This is a genomic window from Neisseria macacae ATCC 33926, from assembly GCF_022749495.1.
GTDB classification, from domain to species: Bacteria; Pseudomonadota; Gammaproteobacteria; order Burkholderiales; family Neisseriaceae; genus Neisseria; species Neisseria macacae.
On sequence record NZ_CP094241.1, the window covers coordinates 780,117 to 796,434 of the forward strand.

15 protein-coding genes are annotated in these 16,318 nt (G+C 48.4%); 5 read left to right on the forward strand and 10 right to left on the reverse strand.

Annotation, left to right across the window (positions count from 1 at the left end):
• The first annotated feature begins 22 nt into the window (after positions 1 to 22).
• Positions 23 to 457, forward strand: coding sequence for a protein-export chaperone SecB (secB, locus tag MON40_RS03730; protein WP_003755109.1), 435 nt, complete (start codon positions 23 to 25; stop codon positions 455 to 457).
• A gap of 1,043 nt (positions 458 to 1,500) precedes the next feature.
• Here secB and MON40_RS03735 read toward each other — a convergent pair.
• The 4 genes from MON40_RS03735 to MON40_RS03750 form a co-directional block, all read right to left on the reverse strand.
• Positions 1,501 to 2,370 (reverse strand): lipid A biosynthesis lauroyl acyltransferase, encoded by an 870-nt coding sequence (locus tag MON40_RS03735; RefSeq protein ID WP_070513329.1) that lies wholly within the window; start codon positions 2,368 to 2,370, stop codon positions 1,501 to 1,503.
• Between the two features lie 179 nt (positions 2,371 to 2,549).
• The gene (locus MON40_RS03740; protein ID WP_003777224.1) at positions 2,550 to 3,020 is read right to left on the reverse strand and encodes a YchJ family protein; all 471 of its coding nucleotides are present in this window, start codon (positions 3,018 to 3,020) and stop codon (positions 2,550 to 2,552) included.
• 54 nt (positions 3,021 to 3,074) lie between these two features.
• The gene (locus MON40_RS03745) at positions 3,075 to 3,575 is read right to left on the reverse strand and encodes a GNAT family N-acetyltransferase (RefSeq protein ID WP_003777226.1); all 501 of its coding nucleotides are present in this window, start codon (positions 3,573 to 3,575) and stop codon (positions 3,075 to 3,077) included.
• Positions 3,576 to 3,593: 18 nt separating this feature from the next.
• Positions 3,594 to 4,130: an isochorismatase family protein gene (locus MON40_RS03750; RefSeq protein WP_003777228.1), complete on the reverse strand. Its 537-nt coding sequence runs from the start codon at positions 4,128 to 4,130 to the stop codon at positions 3,594 to 3,596.
• Positions 4,131 to 4,466: 336 nt separating this feature from the next.
• Here MON40_RS03750 and MON40_RS03755 point away from each other — a divergent pair, with 336 nt between their 5' ends.
• On the forward strand, positions 4,467 to 4,781 hold the full coding sequence (locus MON40_RS03755) for a porin (RefSeq protein WP_039862817.1): 315 nt from the start codon (positions 4,467 to 4,469) through the stop codon (positions 4,779 to 4,781).
• A 225-nt stretch (positions 4,782 to 5,006) separates the two neighbouring features.
• Here the strand turns inward: MON40_RS03755 and MON40_RS03760 are convergent, their stop codons facing one another.
• The gene (locus MON40_RS03760) at positions 5,007 to 5,489 is read right to left on the reverse strand and encodes a hypothetical protein (RefSeq protein WP_003777232.1); all 483 of its coding nucleotides are present in this window, start codon (positions 5,487 to 5,489) and stop codon (positions 5,007 to 5,009) included.
• A 315-nt stretch (positions 5,490 to 5,804) separates the two neighbouring features.
• On the opposite strand from MON40_RS03760, the gene trmA reads away from it, so the two are divergent.
• Positions 5,805 to 6,887, forward strand: a complete 1,083-nt coding sequence (gene trmA, locus MON40_RS03765) for a tRNA (uridine(54)-C5)-methyltransferase TrmA (protein ID WP_003777235.1) — start codon at positions 5,805 to 5,807, stop codon at positions 6,885 to 6,887.
• A 156-nt stretch (positions 6,888 to 7,043) separates the two neighbouring features.
• Here the strand turns inward: trmA and MON40_RS03770 are convergent, their stop codons facing one another.
• From MON40_RS03770 to MON40_RS03780, 3 genes are read right to left on the reverse strand one after another with little or no spacing between them, the layout of a single operon-like run.
• Positions 7,044 to 7,691: an HAD family hydrolase gene (locus MON40_RS03770; protein ID WP_003777237.1), complete on the reverse strand. Its 648-nt coding sequence runs from the start codon at positions 7,689 to 7,691 to the stop codon at positions 7,044 to 7,046.
• A gap of 60 nt (positions 7,692 to 7,751) precedes the next feature.
• A complete protein-coding gene (locus MON40_RS03775; protein WP_003777239.1) occupies positions 7,752 to 8,711 on the reverse strand; it encodes a cation diffusion facilitator family transporter in 960 nt (319 codons plus the stop codon).
• 45 nt (positions 8,712 to 8,756) lie between these two features.
• A complete protein-coding gene (locus MON40_RS03780; protein ID WP_003777240.1) occupies positions 8,757 to 9,584 on the reverse strand; it encodes a ferritin-like domain-containing protein in 828 nt (275 codons plus the stop codon).
• A gap of 304 nt (positions 9,585 to 9,888) precedes the next feature.
• On the opposite strand from MON40_RS03780, the gene lolA reads away from it, so the two are divergent.
• On the forward strand, positions 9,889 to 10,512 hold the full coding sequence (lolA, locus tag MON40_RS03785; protein ID WP_003768722.1) for an outer membrane lipoprotein periplasmic chaperone LolA: 624 nt from the start codon (positions 9,889 to 9,891) through the stop codon (positions 10,510 to 10,512).
• A 222-nt stretch (positions 10,513 to 10,734) separates the two neighbouring features.
• Here the strand turns inward: lolA and tehB are convergent, their stop codons facing one another.
• Together tehB and MON40_RS03795 are read right to left on the reverse strand one after the other, a co-directional pair.
• On the reverse strand, positions 10,735 to 11,592 hold the full coding sequence (tehB, locus tag MON40_RS03790; protein WP_003777244.1) for an SAM-dependent methyltransferase TehB: 858 nt from the start codon (positions 11,590 to 11,592) through the stop codon (positions 10,735 to 10,737).
• A gap of 254 nt (positions 11,593 to 11,846) precedes the next feature.
• Positions 11,847 to 12,854, reverse strand: coding sequence for an IS5 family transposase (locus MON40_RS03795; RefSeq protein ID WP_242925836.1), 1,008 nt, complete (start codon positions 12,852 to 12,854; stop codon positions 11,847 to 11,849).
• A 317-nt stretch (positions 12,855 to 13,171) separates the two neighbouring features.
• Here MON40_RS03795 and MON40_RS03800 point away from each other — a divergent pair, with 317 nt between their 5' ends.
• Positions 13,172 to 16,000, forward strand: a complete 2,829-nt coding sequence (locus MON40_RS03800; RefSeq protein WP_003777246.1) for an autotransporter outer membrane beta-barrel domain-containing protein — start codon at positions 13,172 to 13,174, stop codon at positions 15,998 to 16,000.
• Positions 16,001 to 16,318 lie beyond the last annotated feature (318 nt).

Genomic DNA, 16,318 nt, shown 5'->3' on the forward strand with positions numbered 1-16,318 from the left:
TAAACCCAACTAGGAAAACAAAATGAGCGAAGAATTGCAACCCGTATTCAGCATTGAGCGCCTGTTCGTCAAAGACCTGTCTTTGGAAGTGCCAAACGCCCCCCAAATCTTCTTGGAACAAGGCGAGCCTGAAGTCGATATGCGCGTTTCCACCAACAGCGAGAAGCTGGAAGACGGCTACTACAACGTTGACGTAACCGTTACCGTAACCGCCAAACTCAACGCCGAGCGTACCATGTTCCTCAACGAAGTGACCCAAAGCGGCATCTTCCGTTTGGAAAACATCCCTGAAGAAGACGTTCAACTGCTCTTAGGCGTAGCCTGCCCGAACATCCTCTTCCCTTACGCTCGCGAAGCCATTTCCACCAGCGTAACCCGCGCCGGCTTCCCGCCCGTACTGCTCGCTCCGATCAACTTCGAAGCCATGTACCAGCAACAACAAGAAGGCAACGCATAATCCGCGTTCCCTGTTTGTCAAAAGGTCGTCTGAAAAATGTTTCAGACGACCTTTTTGTATGGCGGATTTCAATAACACGATACTTTGTTTGCCCGTTATAGTGGCTTAACTTTAAACCGGCACGGCGTTGCCTCGCCTTAGCTCAAAGAGAACGATTCTCTAAGGTGCTGAAGCACCAAGTGAATCGGTTCCGTACTATCTGTACTGTCTGCGGCTTCGTCGCCTTGTCCTGATTTAAAGTTAATCCACTATATTTGCGTTTGAGGCGGTGTGGGGCGGTTGATGGGTATTTTCTGTTTTGTTCATCGTAAACCCTTGTGGGTGTGATGAAGCGGATGAACAAAAAAAGGAGGCAATCCCCCACAGGATTGCCCCAATACCTCAAATCAGAGATTTACGCTTCACAAACAATACAGGCTTTCGCCTGCGGCTTTACCTGCACGGCTCAACTCCGTGCGGGTAAACTTTTGTTCCGAGGGAGTGAGTCTCGAAACATCCACTTGCAAGCTGGAAGCTTGCAGTAGGAAACCAGAGTATCAAATCTTACCGGTACGGCTGTAATTTGATGTAACGAAATTTACGCGAAAAATTTGGGTTTGCCAAGTGGTTTACATTATTTTTTTATGTAAAATATATATTTATAATATTCCAATATTTATAAAAATCTAAAATATAATTCTATTAATTTTAAATTTTTATAAATATTAAAATTATATTTTTATAAATTTGGCATTATATTCTTTAATGGATGGCTGATGCAATTGATTTTTTAAAAATGTTATTTTATAACGCTTTGATTTTAAATTAAATTAAATTTAATATGTTAATTAAAATTTTGCATCATATTTATGTTTTACGGGAAATACGCCGGTTTTTTCCTCTGTTGCCCGTTTAATGGGGTTGAATATCCAGTTTATCCAAAGAGTTAATGTGAAAAATTCTCAATTGAAGATTTGTTACTATCGTTGTTAATTTTCGATTTAATAGAAATGATAAAAGCCCGAATATGACGGGCTTTGCTTTTTGTTGTAACTGTATGTAATTCAATAAAATCCCTGTTCGCCTTCGGGACGGGTTTTGAAGCGTTTGTGCAGCCAGAAATATTGCTCGGGATTTTCCCTTGCCCGCGCTTCGATAAAGTCGTTCATGCGTTGGGTGTCGGCTACAACGTCGTCTGAAGGGAAGTTTTCCCATGCCGGATAGAAACGCAGCGTAACGGTGTTGTCGGCATTGCGCGTAGGGATGGCAGGAATGACTTTGGCTTTCGTCATACCGGCGATGCGGCTTAAGCCTGTAATCGTGGCGGTGGGGATGCCGAAGAAGTTGACGAAGATGGAGTCGTTGCGGCCGAAATCCTGGTCGGGCAGGTAAAGGAAGGGGGCATCGCTTTTGCGCAGTTGCTTGATAATCGCGCGCAGGCCTTCGGTGCGGCCGATGAGGAAGACGTTGTTGTAGCGGTGGCGGCCTTTGAGGATTTGTTCGTCCAACGCTTTGTTTTTTTGGTGCGAATACATGCTGGTCAGCGGCACGTCCTGATTGAGGGTGTAAACCGCCATTTCAAATGCGGTGAAATGCGGATAAAGCAGGATGACTTTTTCGCCCGCCGCGAGCGCGTCGTCAAGATGGTGTTTGTCTTGATAATGCACGAGTTTGCGCAGCCTTTCGGCAGGCGCGTACCAATACAGGCCGTATTCGAGCATCAGCTTCGCCATGTGCTGAAAATGGCGTTTGAGCACGGCTTTGCGTTTGTCTTCGCTCCATTCGGGAAAGCATTTTCTAAGGTTGGTCTCGCCGACTTTGCGGCGCGGTTTGACGGCGTAATAGGCAAGGATGCCCACTGCGTCGGCGATTTTGTGTATGGCCTTGAAGGGCAGGAGCTGAATAAGGTAGAGGAGGAAAAAGGCGGCTTTCATGTCGTCTGTTGAGGAATGGGGCGGGAAAAAGGGAATTATAACGGAAAGGGCTGTTTTTCAGGCGGATTGAGGTGGGGAAAGCGGGAAGGATTGGCGGCATTTTTGAAACCGGTGTTTTCAGGAGACGCAGCCTGTCTGCGGGCATGGTTTCAAACTTGTCTGCGGATGGGCAGGGTTTGTTATTTGAAAAAACGGCCGCAGCAGGCTTTGAATTTTTTGTGCGAACCGCAAATGCAGTCTTGTTTCATGCCGGGTAAGGGCGTGGTCGGGTCGATGAAATACCAGCGGTTGTCGATTTTGACGAAGGCAGATAATTCATGATGGCACGCTGTTTCCTGACCGTCTTGAAAATAGGCTTTGAATTCGACTTGGGCGTGTTGTTTGCCGACATTGGCGTGTTGTATGACTTCCAAACCCAGCCAATGGGTCGTCTGACTCCATGTCAGCATATCGGCTTGATCGAGCAGGTGTTGCTGGGAAGGGACAGTCGTTTCAACGATATAGGCGATATCGTGCAAAACATAGGCGCTGTATCTGGAACGCATCAGCTGTTCGGCGGTTTGCGGCAGGCTTTCGTGGCGGTGGAATGGGGCGCAACAGTCGTTGTAGGTTTGTCCTGAAGAGCAGGGGCAGGTTTGGGGAGCGGTCATTTTGGTTTGGGGCGGGTAGTGTTTGGAAAGGTTTGCGGTTTGGCTGTCGGGGATTCAATCGACTAATTTTTTGCCTAAGATGACCACATCGGCTTGCTGCGTTCCTAAGTCGCATACGGCGGGCAATCGCCCCCATTCCGTAAAGCCGAACTGGTGAAACAGGTGCAGGCTGGGGTAGTTGTGTCCGAAGATGACTGCCAATATGTTTTTAATGCCCAAGGACGGCGCGCGTTCGAGCACATTTTGCAGCAGGATTTTGCCCACGCCGATACCGCGCGTGTCATGGCGGACATAGAGGCTGATTTCTGCACTGATGTGATAGGCATGACGCGGGTAGTAGTCGCTGAGGCTGCACCACGCCAAAACCGTACCTTCGTGATTTTTCAATACATACAGAGGCCGCTTGCCGCCGTGCGCGTCGAACCATGGTTCGCGTTCGGCAATGCTGACAGGCGTCAGGTCGGCAGTGGATTGGCGGGCGGCTATGGTGCTGTTGTAAATCTCGACAATGTCGGGCAAGTCGGTTTTGGCGGCTTCGGTGATGGTGTATTGCATTCAGACGACCTTAACAGGCTATTGAATCAGTTTGGAAACGGTTTTGAAGGTGGGGTGGCGCGCGTCGCCCAACAATTGGAACAAAATGCTTTCCACATTGGAAACGGTGGCGCGGGCTTCGCGCATTTGCGCCAGCCCGTTTTCTTTGTTTGCAGGGGAGCGGGATGTCGTGCATTCAAAGGGGACGTAAACATTGAAACCTTCCAAGCGCAAATCCAATACGGTTTGCAGCATGCAGATATGGGTTTCTGTGCCGATTAAGATGATGTTTTGGACGGCTGCCTGCGTCAAAATCGCGTGCGTTTCGGGGGAGAGGGCGGAGAAACGGGTTTTTTCGATAAAAGGCGTGGTTTCGGGCAGCAGCAGCGATACGGCGGGAACCGTTTTGCCCAAGCCTTTCGGATATTGCTCGGTCACGGCAAACGGGACGCCTAAGGCGTGAAGCCCCTGTATCAGGATACGGCTGTGGTGCAGCATATCGTCTTTGTCGTGCAGAGCGGGGAGGAGGCGTTCTTGGATGTCGATAATCAGACACAGGGTGTTTTCGGGATTCATAAATATTCCTTTCGCGCCAAGTGGAGGGTGTATTCATTATAGCGAAAGCCGGTGTGTCTGTAATAGCTGCGGTTTTGATGGGCGCGTTTTCATTTTGCGCAGGATGGTAAAGCTCCGGATGGCGAGGCGCGGCTTCGGTTTGAAGCGCATCTGCCGTTCAAAACGTATACGGTTGGCATGGGAAGTTTGAATCTGATTTGACATTTTTCAGACGACCCTTTGCATGAATTTTCTTTCTTAATTCAAACACAAACTTTTAGGACGGTAGAATTCGCCTTGCACTAACCCTTCCCGCCTGCTTGTGCAGAAGGGATGTCACATAAGGAGCATTTCATAATGAAGAAAATTCTGATTTTGTCTTTACTCGCACTGCCTGCGCTGGCTGCGGCGGAAGTTCATTTTTACGGCGATTTGAAAGCCGGAGTGGAGGCTTCCAGCACCCAATACGGCAGCCACAGAATTTCCAATAACGGCGTAAGCGACATGGGCAGCTATGTCGGTATGCGCGGTTCGCATCCTATCGGCGGCAGCAATGATGTATTGTGGCAGGTCGAACAAGATACGCCCTTGGGTTCGAAAACCGGTGCCAAAGACACTTGGCGCAGCCGCAACCAAGGCAGCGGAGAAACTTATATCGGCTTCGGGCGTTAAAAGAAATAAGGTTCTATCCCGGTTAAGATAAGCAACAGGTCGTCTGAAAACGTTTCGCATGGGTGCGGATGTTTTCAGACGACCTTTTTGTCTATATTTAGGAGCGCGTTTGTATTCGCACTGACTCATAATAGGAAGATTGGTACAGCGTGTGACCGATACCCCGCTATCACTGGTTTTGACGGCAGAAGCGGAGCTTGCAAACCAATCTTTTGATTAAACGCTTTATTTAGCCTGAGCGTTTTTCTGTTCTTGGATAATCCATTTGGCCAAATCCGTACCCAAAACTTTGGCAGTCCGGTTCAGGACGGAACAAGAACCTTTAAAACCGCCAAACATGCCGCCCATAGAATTGCGGGAGAATGTGGTTTTTTTGACTTGCTTGCCGTCAATATACAAAGTCACAGAAACAGCCATGCCCTTGGCGTGTCCCACAAAGGCATTGCCTGCGCTCATGGCGGAAGTGATGGCGATGTCTGCGTAAGTGTCTTGTTTCAGACCATCGCGCACGACGGTCACCCCGCTTTTTGCCGCGCTTTCCCGCAAGGATTCGGACATGATGCTGCCGACTTCTAAACACTCGGATACGATGCGGTTATCAATCTCTTCTTTATCGCGATAGGGGATGTTTTCATCAATATGAACATCGGCACCGGCGAATGCGGAAGCGGACAAGAAGGCGGCAATGAGGAAGCGTTTGGCGGACATGATGGGTACCCAAGATGAAATGTTAAAAAGAGTGAATATTCTATAATGTTATTTTTACTTAATCAATATAGATTGAATGGGTAAATCGATGGAATGCCGGGCCGGAAATTTTGCTGAAATTTAGGTATGCTTTTTTGCTTGTAGATCGGAAAAAATAACGGCTGCCCGAGTGGCTTCCAAAACTTTTTGAAACTGCTTGAGAAGGCATTTATGGGGTATTCGGGGCGGCGGGTTTGCTGTTTTTGGCGCAGTGCCGTAATCTGCTCTTTGAACTATATTATAATGCGCTGATTGTTTTTATTAGATTAATCTGACATGACCGCTTATACGCAACAGCTCGACCAAAAAATCCAATACTTGCAACAGCTTTTTCAAGGTTTGGATTTTCCTGAAATTCAAGTTTTCGAATCCCCCGAACAGCATTATCGGATGCGCGCCGAATTCCGCATTTGGCACGAAGGCGGCGAAATGTTTTACGCCATGTTCGAGCGCGGGCAGAAAGCAAGCGGCGCAAGCCTGATACGTTGCGACCAATTTCCCGCCGCCTCCGAGTCCATCAATGCCTTGATGCCCAAGCTCATCGAAGCCGCCGCGCAAAATCCCGAACTCAAAAACCGCTGGTACGCCGTTGAATTTTTGTCTGCACTGAGCGGCGAGATGCTCGTTACCATGATTTACCACAAAAAACTGGGCGAAGCGTGGCAGTGTGCCGCCGAAACCTTGGCGCGTGAATTGGGCATTCATGTCATCGGTCGGAGTAGGGGGCAGAAAATTGTTTTGACTCAAGACTATATAACCGAAGAGCTGAACGTAAACGGTAAAACCTTCCGCTACCGCCAAGTCGAAGGCAGCTTTACCCAGCCCAACGCCCGCGTGTGCGAAAAAATGCTCGGCTGGGCGTGCGATGTCGCGCAAAACCTGAGCGGCGACCTGCTCGAACTTTACTGCGGCAACGGCAATTTCACCCTGCCGCTTTCGCAGCATTTCCGTCAGGTATTAGCGACCGAAGTGTCCAAAACTTCCGTTTATGCCGCGCAGTGGAACATCGAAGTGAACCAAAGGGACAACATCAAAATCGCCCGCCTCTCCGCCGAAGAATTCACCGAAGCCTACACGCAAAGCCGCGAATTCCGCCGCCTGCAAGAGCAGGGTATCTCGCTGAAAGATTACGGTTTTTCCACCATTTTTGTCGATCCGCCCCGAGCCGGCGTCGATGATGAAACGTTGAAGCTGATTTCGCAGTTTGACAACATTATCTATATTTCCTGCAATCCCGAAACCCTGCGCGCGAACCTCGACACCCTCTGCCAAACCCATACTGTCGAACGCGCCGCCTTGTTTGACCAGTTCCCGTTTACGCACCATATCGAAAGCGGCGTTTATTTGAAGAAGAAATAAAGAAGCGGATTTGAAGAAGGTCGTCTGAAAATTTTCAGACGACCTTTCGTTTTATATAGTGGATTAAATTTAAATTAGGACAAGGCGACGAAGCCGCAGACAGTACAGATAGTACGGCAAGGCGAGGCAACGCCGTACTGGTTTAAAGTTAATCCACTATAGAATCTTGAGCAAATCCGAAGGCGCTGCGATGCGTTGGTCGAACGGCCAAGTTTCGGTTTGGTCTTCGGCGGCGATATAGCCCCAGTCGGCAAGTATGGTTTTCATGCCGGCGTTGCGTCCGGCCTGCATGTCGCGTTCGGCATCGCCGACGTAAACCGTGTGTTGCGGGTCGGCATGGATTTGTTCGCACGCATACAGCATGGGTTTGACGCTGGGTTTGGATTCGCCGCAGGTGTCGCCGCTGACGACGACGGCGGGCGGGATGGCGAAGCCGAGTTTGGGGACGAGTTTGTCGGTGAAGCGCATGGGTTTGTTGGTGATGATGCCCCATTTGATGCCGCGTTTGTCGAGTTCGGCAATCATTTCGTTCACGCCGTCGAACAGCGTGGTTTTGTCAGCATAGCAAAGGCTGTATGCTTCAAGGCATTCTTGCCGCCATGCTGCGAAATCAGGATGTTCGGCAGTCATGCCGACGCCGATTTTCAAAAGGCCGGCCACGCCGTGGCTGGCATACGGGCGGATTTCCGCGATGCTTTTTTCGGGCAGGTTATGGCGGCGCAATACGGTGTTGAGTGCGCCGCCGAGGTCTAGGGCGGTGTCGGCGAGCGTGCCGTCGAGGTCGAACAATACGGCTTGTATCATGTGTTTTCCTTTGGTTTTTCGATGGGGTCGTCTGAAAAGGGTTTCAGACGACCTTTGGGTTTAGTGGTGATGGTGTGCGCCGTCGGTTTCATTGGCACACAAGACGCTGTCGGGATGCGGGTGGTGTTCGCTTTCGATTTGGATGGTGCAGTGTCCGATGTTTTTGTGGGACAACTCGTGTTCAATGCGGTAGGCGATTTGCTCGGATTCGGCAACGGTCATGCTGCCGTCCACGACGATGTGGCAGGATAATACGTTGATATTGCTGGTAATCGTCCAGACGTGTAAGTCGTGGACGGATTTGACGCCGTCGGTGTTGCGGATAACGGCGAGCAGGTCGTCGGTGTGGATGTTTTCGGGCGCGCCTTCCATGAGGATGTGCAGCGTTTGCTTGAGCAGGCTCCAGCCGCTGCGTCCGACCAACGCGGCCACGAACACGCTGGCGAGCGGGTCCGCCCATTTCCAGCCGAACGCCATCATGAGTACGGCGGCGGCAATCGCGCCGATTGAGCCGAGAAGGTCGCTTAAAACGTGCAGATACGCGCCGCGCATGTTGACGTTGGCTTCAGTGTCGCTGTTTTTCAGCATGTAAACCGCCACGCCGATATTGACCAGCAGCCCGATAACGCTGATGACGAGCATCCCCAGCGTGGCGATTTCGGGCGGATAAAGCAGGCGTTTGACGGCTTCGTAGAAAATCAGCACGGCGATGACCACCAGCGACAAGCCGTTGAACATGGCGGTGAGGATTTCAAAACGTTTGTAGCCGAAGGTCTTTTGCAGCGTGGTTTCTTTTTCGCCGAGTTTGAACGCCCACAACGCCACGCCCAAGGAAAATGCGTCGCTGAACATATGCCCTGCGTCGGAAAGCAGCGCGAGCGAGTGAGTCAGCCAGCCGCCGAACGCCTCCAGCAGCATAAAGGCGGCGATGATGATGAACGACACGCGCAATACTTTTTTGTTGGCGGTATGCGTGTGGGCGTGTGCGTGATGATGGTGTTCGTGATGGTGAGTCGACATAACGTTCCTCAACAGAGGTCGTCTGAAAATCCGGATTCAGGGTTTTCAGACGACCTTTTTGCCTTGTTTCAAACCCTGTTCGAAATCTTCCAACATATCCAGCTCGAAGCGGCTGAAGCCCGCTTTTTCCCGCGCTTCGATGTTCACATAGCCGCGGAAGATAAACATATCGTAACGGGCAATCAGACTGCGGAACAGGGCGACAGGTTCCAAACCGCGTTCGCGGCAGAGGTGCTGATACCAATGGTTGCCGATAGCGACATGGCCCACTTCGTCGCGGTAAATGATGTCCAACACGCCGCAGGTTTCCGAATCGCCGCGCTGTTCCACCTTCGCGCGTATCCCAGGCGTAACGTCCAGCCCGCGCGCCTCCAATACGCGCGGCACCAACGCCATGCGTAATAGCGGGTCGTAGGCGGTTTTATACGCCATGTCCCACAAATGGTTGTGCGCCTCGAAATCGCCGTAATCGAAGCTGAAAGCGCGCAGCCTTTCGCGCATCAGGCGGAAGTGGTACACCTCTTCCTTCGCCACACGCACCCAGTCGCGCACAAACTGAAACGGCAGCGTGCGGAAACGGTATGCCGCGTCCAAAGCCAGATTGATGGCGTTGAACTCGATATGCGCAATCGCGTGCAGCATCGCCGCATAGCCTTCGGTCGTGTTTATCTTGCGCGGCGTCAGTTGCGACGGTGCGACCAAAACAGGCTTCGGCGGCCTTCCCGCGTGGCGGAAGTCCAGCGGCGCAGCGTTTGCTTCAGCACCGTCCATGTTCTGAACGGCGGCAAACGCCTCGTCCGTCAGCCGTCCTTTTTCATCGGGGTCGTCTGAAAGCAGGGCAAGTTCCAGCAAAGCATAGATATCAGGTTTCATTCCAAGTCCGCCGTTTTTCGGAAAACAAATATTATAGCGTTTAAAAAAAACAATATAAGGAATATAATCTTTACAATTTGGCGTTGCACGTCAAAAACCATTAAATACCACAGTTTGCGCAGTCGGCATACATTAAAGAATTGTGAAACCCGATTGTCTTTTCCGCAGGAAAAAATCCCGCAGCTTCAAAAAATTAGCCCTCGGGAAACACTGTTTGCAAAATGTAAACCGCCCATAAGCGGCTTGCATTGTTATTTTGTAACATCGATACTGGGCGCCACACCCCTTCCAACAAGGAAAAATAATGATGAAACAACACAACCTGTTCAAATTCCTCGCCGCTTCCGCACTGACCGCGACCATCGGTTTCGCACAGGCAGGCGCAGTGGATGCACTCAAGAAATTCAACAACGACGCCGACGGTATCAGCGGCAGCTTCACCCAAACCGTCCAAGGCAAAAAGAAAACCCAAACCGCACACGGTACTTTCAAAATCCTGCGTCCGGGCCTCTTCAAATGGGAGTACACCAAACCCTACAAACAAACCATCGTAGGCGACGGTCAAACCATTTGGCTCTACGACGTTGATTTGGCACAAGTGACCAAGTCCGCCCAAGACCAAACCATCGGCGACAGCCCCGCTGCCATCCTCTCCAACAAAAACGCCCTTGACAGCAGCTACTCCCTCAAAGAAGACGGCTCGTCCAACGGCATCGACTACGTTTTGGCAACGCCTAAGAAAAACAACGCCGGCTATCAATACATCCGCATCGGCTTCAAAGGCGACAACCTCGCCGCCATGCAGCTGAAAGACAGCTTCGGCAACCAAACCTCCATCAGCTTCGGCGGCTTGAACACCAAGCCCAACCTCTCACGCGGCGCATTCAAGTTCACCCCACCCAAAGGCGTGGACGTGTTGAGCAACTGATGGTTTGATCATAAAAAGGTCGTCTGAAACCCAATTTTCGGTTTCAGACGACCTTTTTGTTTTTGAAGTTGTCGGTGATGCGTGTTTGAGTGGAAAACGCCTCTAGCCGACACAATCCGGATTTGAGGTTGCCAATTGATGGCAGGTAGGAAAAGTTCAAAGCGCCGTAACAAAGCGGATACCAAAAGGTCGTCTGAAAATATTTCAGACGACCCCGTTCGTTTATACTTCAGGCTTTTTCGCCAACATGGTAACAAACTTAAACTGTATCGGATTGCCCGCCGCATCTTTCGCGTGCATGGCGCCGAGTTCCTCTTTGTATTCGGCAATCTCCCAGTCGCGGTAGTATTCGCGCAACTCGCCTTCTTTAAATTTAAACGGAAAAGGCATAGGGCAGGGGAAGTCTTCAGTGTCCATCGCCGAAACGATCAGGTTGTAGCCGCCCGGGTTGGTATGCACCTGCATATCGGCAATCACTTGCGGCACGAAACGCGGATACAAGAACATAAACACAACGGTCGCCACGATATAGTCGAAATGATCCTGAAGGTTGGCGGCATTCAAATCATATTCCACCGCCCGCACGTCAAGGTCTTCGATGCGCGCCAACTCGTTGACGTTTTGCACCGCCTGCGGATTGTTGTCCACGGCGGTTACGTCAAATCCTTTCAAACCTAAAAACAGCGCATTACGCCCCTGACCGCAGCCCATATCCAAAGCCTTGCCCGCAGGAACGATATTTTCAGCCGCCACTACCGCCGAATGGGTCGCGCTCATGCCGTATTTCTTATTGAAATAATCTTTTGCCGCGCAATAAAGCGAGAGCTTGATTTCCGTGTCGTCCGTCAAAGGCTCGACCGTAAACTGTTGCTGCGGCGCGATCATGTGGTCGCCGTCTTCGGCAGTCAGCTCGATAGAAGCATTATCAGCTTCCGTCAATTTCAGACGACCTTGCAATACGTTCAGGCAAGCCCATTCCCCTTCGTCAAACGCATGACCCGCCCGCAGCGCGTCGGGAATCTCGTCTGCCTGCCAAACCGGCAGTTCCTGATAGCAAAAAAGTGCCATTTGTCCGTCCATCGTCGGTTCCTTCCAATCTGTTTGCGATAAGGTGCATATTATATGTCTGTTTCGAGTAGGGCATTGAATTATCGGTTTGCCTGCTGACGCATTTGAAGAATCAGGTTGAGACCTTTGCAAAATTCCTTCCTCCCCCGGCAACCGAAACCCCAACACAGTTTTTCGGCTGTTTCCGCCCCAATCACTCCTGATTCTACCCAAATGCGCCCTTAATCCTCCCCGGATACCCGATAATCAGGCATCCGGGCCGCCTTTTAGGCGGCAACAGGCACACTTAGCCTGTTAGCCGCTTTCAACAGGTTCAAACACATCGCTTTCAGATGACTTTGCGCACTCACTTTGAGCAGACCAAAATAGGCTGCCCGGGCGTAGCGGAATTTACGGTGCAGCGTACCGAAGCTTTGTTCGACCACATAACGGGTCTTCGATAAATATCGGTTGCGTTTGGTTTGTGCTTCCGTCAGCGGACGGTTGCGTTGGGCTTTGCGCATAATGCCGTCTAACAACTGATGGTCTTCCAGATGTTGCCGGTTTTCCTTGCTGTCGTAGCCTTTGTCGGCATAAACGGTCGTACCTTCGGCAATACTCTCCAACAAAGGGGAAAGATGGTTGCACTCATGGGTATTGGCGGGGGTGATGTGCAGTTTCTCGATATAGCCTTCCTCATCGGTACGGGTATGTTGTTTGTAACCGAGTTTGTAGAGGCCGTTTTTCTTTGTCCAGCGGGCATCTTTATCCTTACTCGGTGTGGTTTGGCCGCTGACTTGTCCTTCCTCGTCGACTTCTATGGCCTGACGCTGTTTGCTGCCGCCAGTCTGAATAATGGTGGCATCAATGACGGCGGCAGATGCCTTCTCTACTTTTAGGTTTTTTTCGGCCAGTTGTCGGTTGATCAGTTTGAGCAATTCGGACAGGGTATCGTCTTGCGCCAGCCAGTTGCGGTAGCGGCATAAGGTGCTGTAATCGGGGATGCTCAGTTCGTCAAAACGGCAAAACAGGTTGAAATCGATGCGGGTGATGAGGCTGTGTTCGAGTTCGGGATCGGAGAGGCTGTGCCATTGTCCGAGCAGGACGGCTTTGAACATGGACAACAGGGGATAGGCGGGACGGCCGCGATGGTCTCGGAGGTAACGGGTTCTTTGACGATTCAGGTATTGCTCGATCGGTTGCCAATCAATCACCTGATCCAACTTCAACAGTGGAAAGCGGTCGATGTGTTTGGCAATCATGGCTTGTGCGGTTTGCTGGAAGAAGGTGCTCATGGAAAATCCCCTAAATGTCTTGGTGGGAATTTAGGGGATTTTGGGGAATTTTGCAAAGGTCTCAGGTTGCTGCAAATTGCTTATTTTCAGGTTTATATATTGTCATAAACTTATTATGATAAAATAATTTTTTTGAAATAAAATGATAATGCGATAAGCATTTTATAGTAAAATATGTCATTGTAAAATAAGTAATCAACTTACTGTAGATATTCAAAAATTATTCCCCTTAGGTTTAAGGTTGGGTAACGCCGTAATATTTAATTTAAGTCGTATTTTCTCATTTACTATCAATTTCTATTCTAAAGGAACTAAACATGCGTATTAAAAAATCTAGCTCAATTGTAAAAAAAAGCAATAATTGTCAATTGAGTACAGCATTAACTACTCTTACTTGTATGTTAGCAGGTATGTTTTCGACATACACCCAGGCGGCATCGATTTATGGATGTGATAGAAGCTTTTTTAGCAATGAAAATGCCAACGGTTGCTCTGCATCAGTAGGATTGGGGCAGAAATTAGATGGCTCCGTTACTGGTGGCAGTGCCCACAAAGGCTCTGCTAATAATAATCGTGTCAATGTTGCACACAGCGCACATATTTCAGGTGCTGTTCGTGGTGGAAGTTCGACTGAAAAAGAAGCTAATCATAATGAAGTGGTGATAGGAAACAATGTCCAAATTGGTACAGAAAAAGATAGTGCATTTGTTTCGGGTGGTTCATCGAGCGAATCAAGTGCTATTTTCAATGCTGTGCGTATTGGAGCTAATGCAATAATAAATGGTTTTGTTGAAGGTGGTTCTGCTAGTGCCGTAAAGACAGATGAGGCCAGCCGAAAAAATATTGAAATAGATTCCTCCAGCAACAGTGTTCATATTGGGGATAATTCGGTTGTAACAGGAAATGTCTATGGCGGTTCGGATGGGATGCTATCTTCCTTCAACGAAGTCTATATCGGTAACAATGTCAGGGTGGGTCCGAAACTTTCCGACGATCAGTTGGTCCTTGGTGGAATTGTTACAGGCGGCAGCGCAGGACATCAAACTGATTATGTTCATGTTGTCACTAACTCCAATATCGTTCATATCGGAGATGATTTTTATGCCGCACAAGTACTCGGTGGTAGTTCAGGTAAAGAATCCAGTGTCATCCCTGAGAATACGGAAAACGAAAACCGCGTGACTATCGGAGACCGTAGCAGAATATTTAATGTTGTCGCGGGTAATGGCACAGACAAAGCGACTGTAAACAAAAATGAACTCAGAATCGGCAAAGATGCAAATATAAATATGATACGTGGTGGTTCTGCTTGGAATGGCAGCAATGTTTCTGAAAATTTGGTAACGATAGGTGCAAACCTGACTGCTGATGAGGTTATAGGCGGTCAAGCTGGCTTGGAGAGCGAGGCAAACAACAATACTGTCATGCTCGGCCGTAATGCGACAGTGAGAGATAAGCTTGTCGGAGGGGTGGCAGTCACACGTGCAAATGGCAATAAAGTTATGCTTAATAGAGATTTCAAGATTGCCAACCTCTCAGGAGGGGGGGCAACAGAAGAAGCCAATAATAATATCGTTACGCTTTTGGGCAGAGGCGAAGTTTCCGGTGTGCTCTATGGTGGTGTCAGCGATAAAAGTGCCGGTAATACGTTGAATTTGGGTAACATCGAAGAGCCGATAGAAATGAACAGCATATCTGCTGGTAAAGTTGGATATTTCAATACCTACAATTTTTATCTACCCAACAATACCCGTAATCAAGATATCGCATTGAAACTGTTAGGTATTGAAGGGGATTTTGATTCAGTTATAGATTTGGGTAATGCTACGGTTAACAGCTATGTACCGGGAGATGCTGCTTTGAAAGCAGGAGATGTCGTACATTTGATACAGGTAGATTCCACTAGGGAAATTAAATGGACAGGACAAGGAAAAGTATTTCAAGGCGTTACTCTAACCCATGATTTGGCAGATATTGGCGTAGATGAGCAGTCAAAAAACCTAGATTTAGTATTTCGCAAGAATAATATTCAAAGCAGTACAAACGTTCCAGCTAACAACAATGGCTCTGTGAATAATACTGGTGCAGGGAATAAGAACAATGGCTCAAACAATAGTGACACAAAAATATCCTCTGCTAATGGCTCTGTGAATAATACTGGTACAGGGAATAAGAATAATGCTTCAAACAATACTGACACCACAATACCATCTGCTAACGTAAACCCAAAAACTAAATCTTTGTTGCAAGGTCGTTTGGTTGCGCCAGCGTTGATTAATGGTGGTTCAGCTTACCTTTTGGAAGGTGGTTTGGAATCATTCTATCAAAATACCAATGTAGATAAAAACAAAGCAAATATCGGTTCTAACGGCTTTGCTAATGTCCGTGCCGATAACCGTGAAGTAACGACAGGCAGTCATGTAAAACTGAAAGGTATGACATTTGATGCAGGTTATGCATGGAATAAACCTTTAGGCTTGGGTAATCTAACATATGGTATTGCTGCCGAATACGGTTATACTCGTTATACATCACATTTGGACGACGGCACCAGAGGTAAAGGTAAGGCTTGGTACTTAGGTGCAAATACATTTGGGAATTACTTGTGGAACAATGGCTTGTATATGCAAGGCAGCCTTCGTGCCGGTCGTGTTTCAGGAGACTACCACAGTAACGATTTCGTGCATGCTAATGGCAACCAGGTTAACTATGACAGTAATTCCAACTACATAGCGGGCCATATCGGTGCAGGTAAGATTTGGCAGCTAGGCAGTCTAAATTCATTAGATACTTATATTAAATACTTTGACTCCTATACATCTAGTGATAGAACCAAGTTGAATTCAGGTGAAACGTATAATTTTTCTTCAGTTCGTTCACAAAGAGGCCGTATTGGCGTGCAATACAACCATCAGTTAGCCAAAACGAAACTGCATTTTGGTTTAGCTCATGAACGAGAATGGAATGGTCATGTACGTGCGCAATATCAAGGTCTCTCCTTACCTAGTCCGACTATGAAAGGAGGAACCACTTTGGGTGAAGCAGGAATGAATTACCAATTGGGCAGTAAACAAGTGAATACAGCTCTGCAAGCTTATGGTGGTCGCCAACGAGGTGCAGGTCTTCATTTTGGTGTGAGATTCTGATTAATTTCTGAGATTAAGATTTATTTGAAACAATCTGCAACGGTCTTGTCAACGACGCTCTATGCGGATGTTATTCAAACTATATCTTTTCAGATGACATTAAAACCTGAATCCAGTGAAAACTGGACTCGGGTTTTTTCATTTTTGATTTTTAAATTTTCGTTTTCACATTTTTCATTTAAAAAATAAAAAATAATATTCATTTGGTTAATAGACTCAAGATATAAAACGTACTAAACATGTACTTCGTAAACAAGAGCGTAATTTCGTTTTACAGGTGTAATACTGCCACGATTGAATTGTCGGTTTCTTCTATTT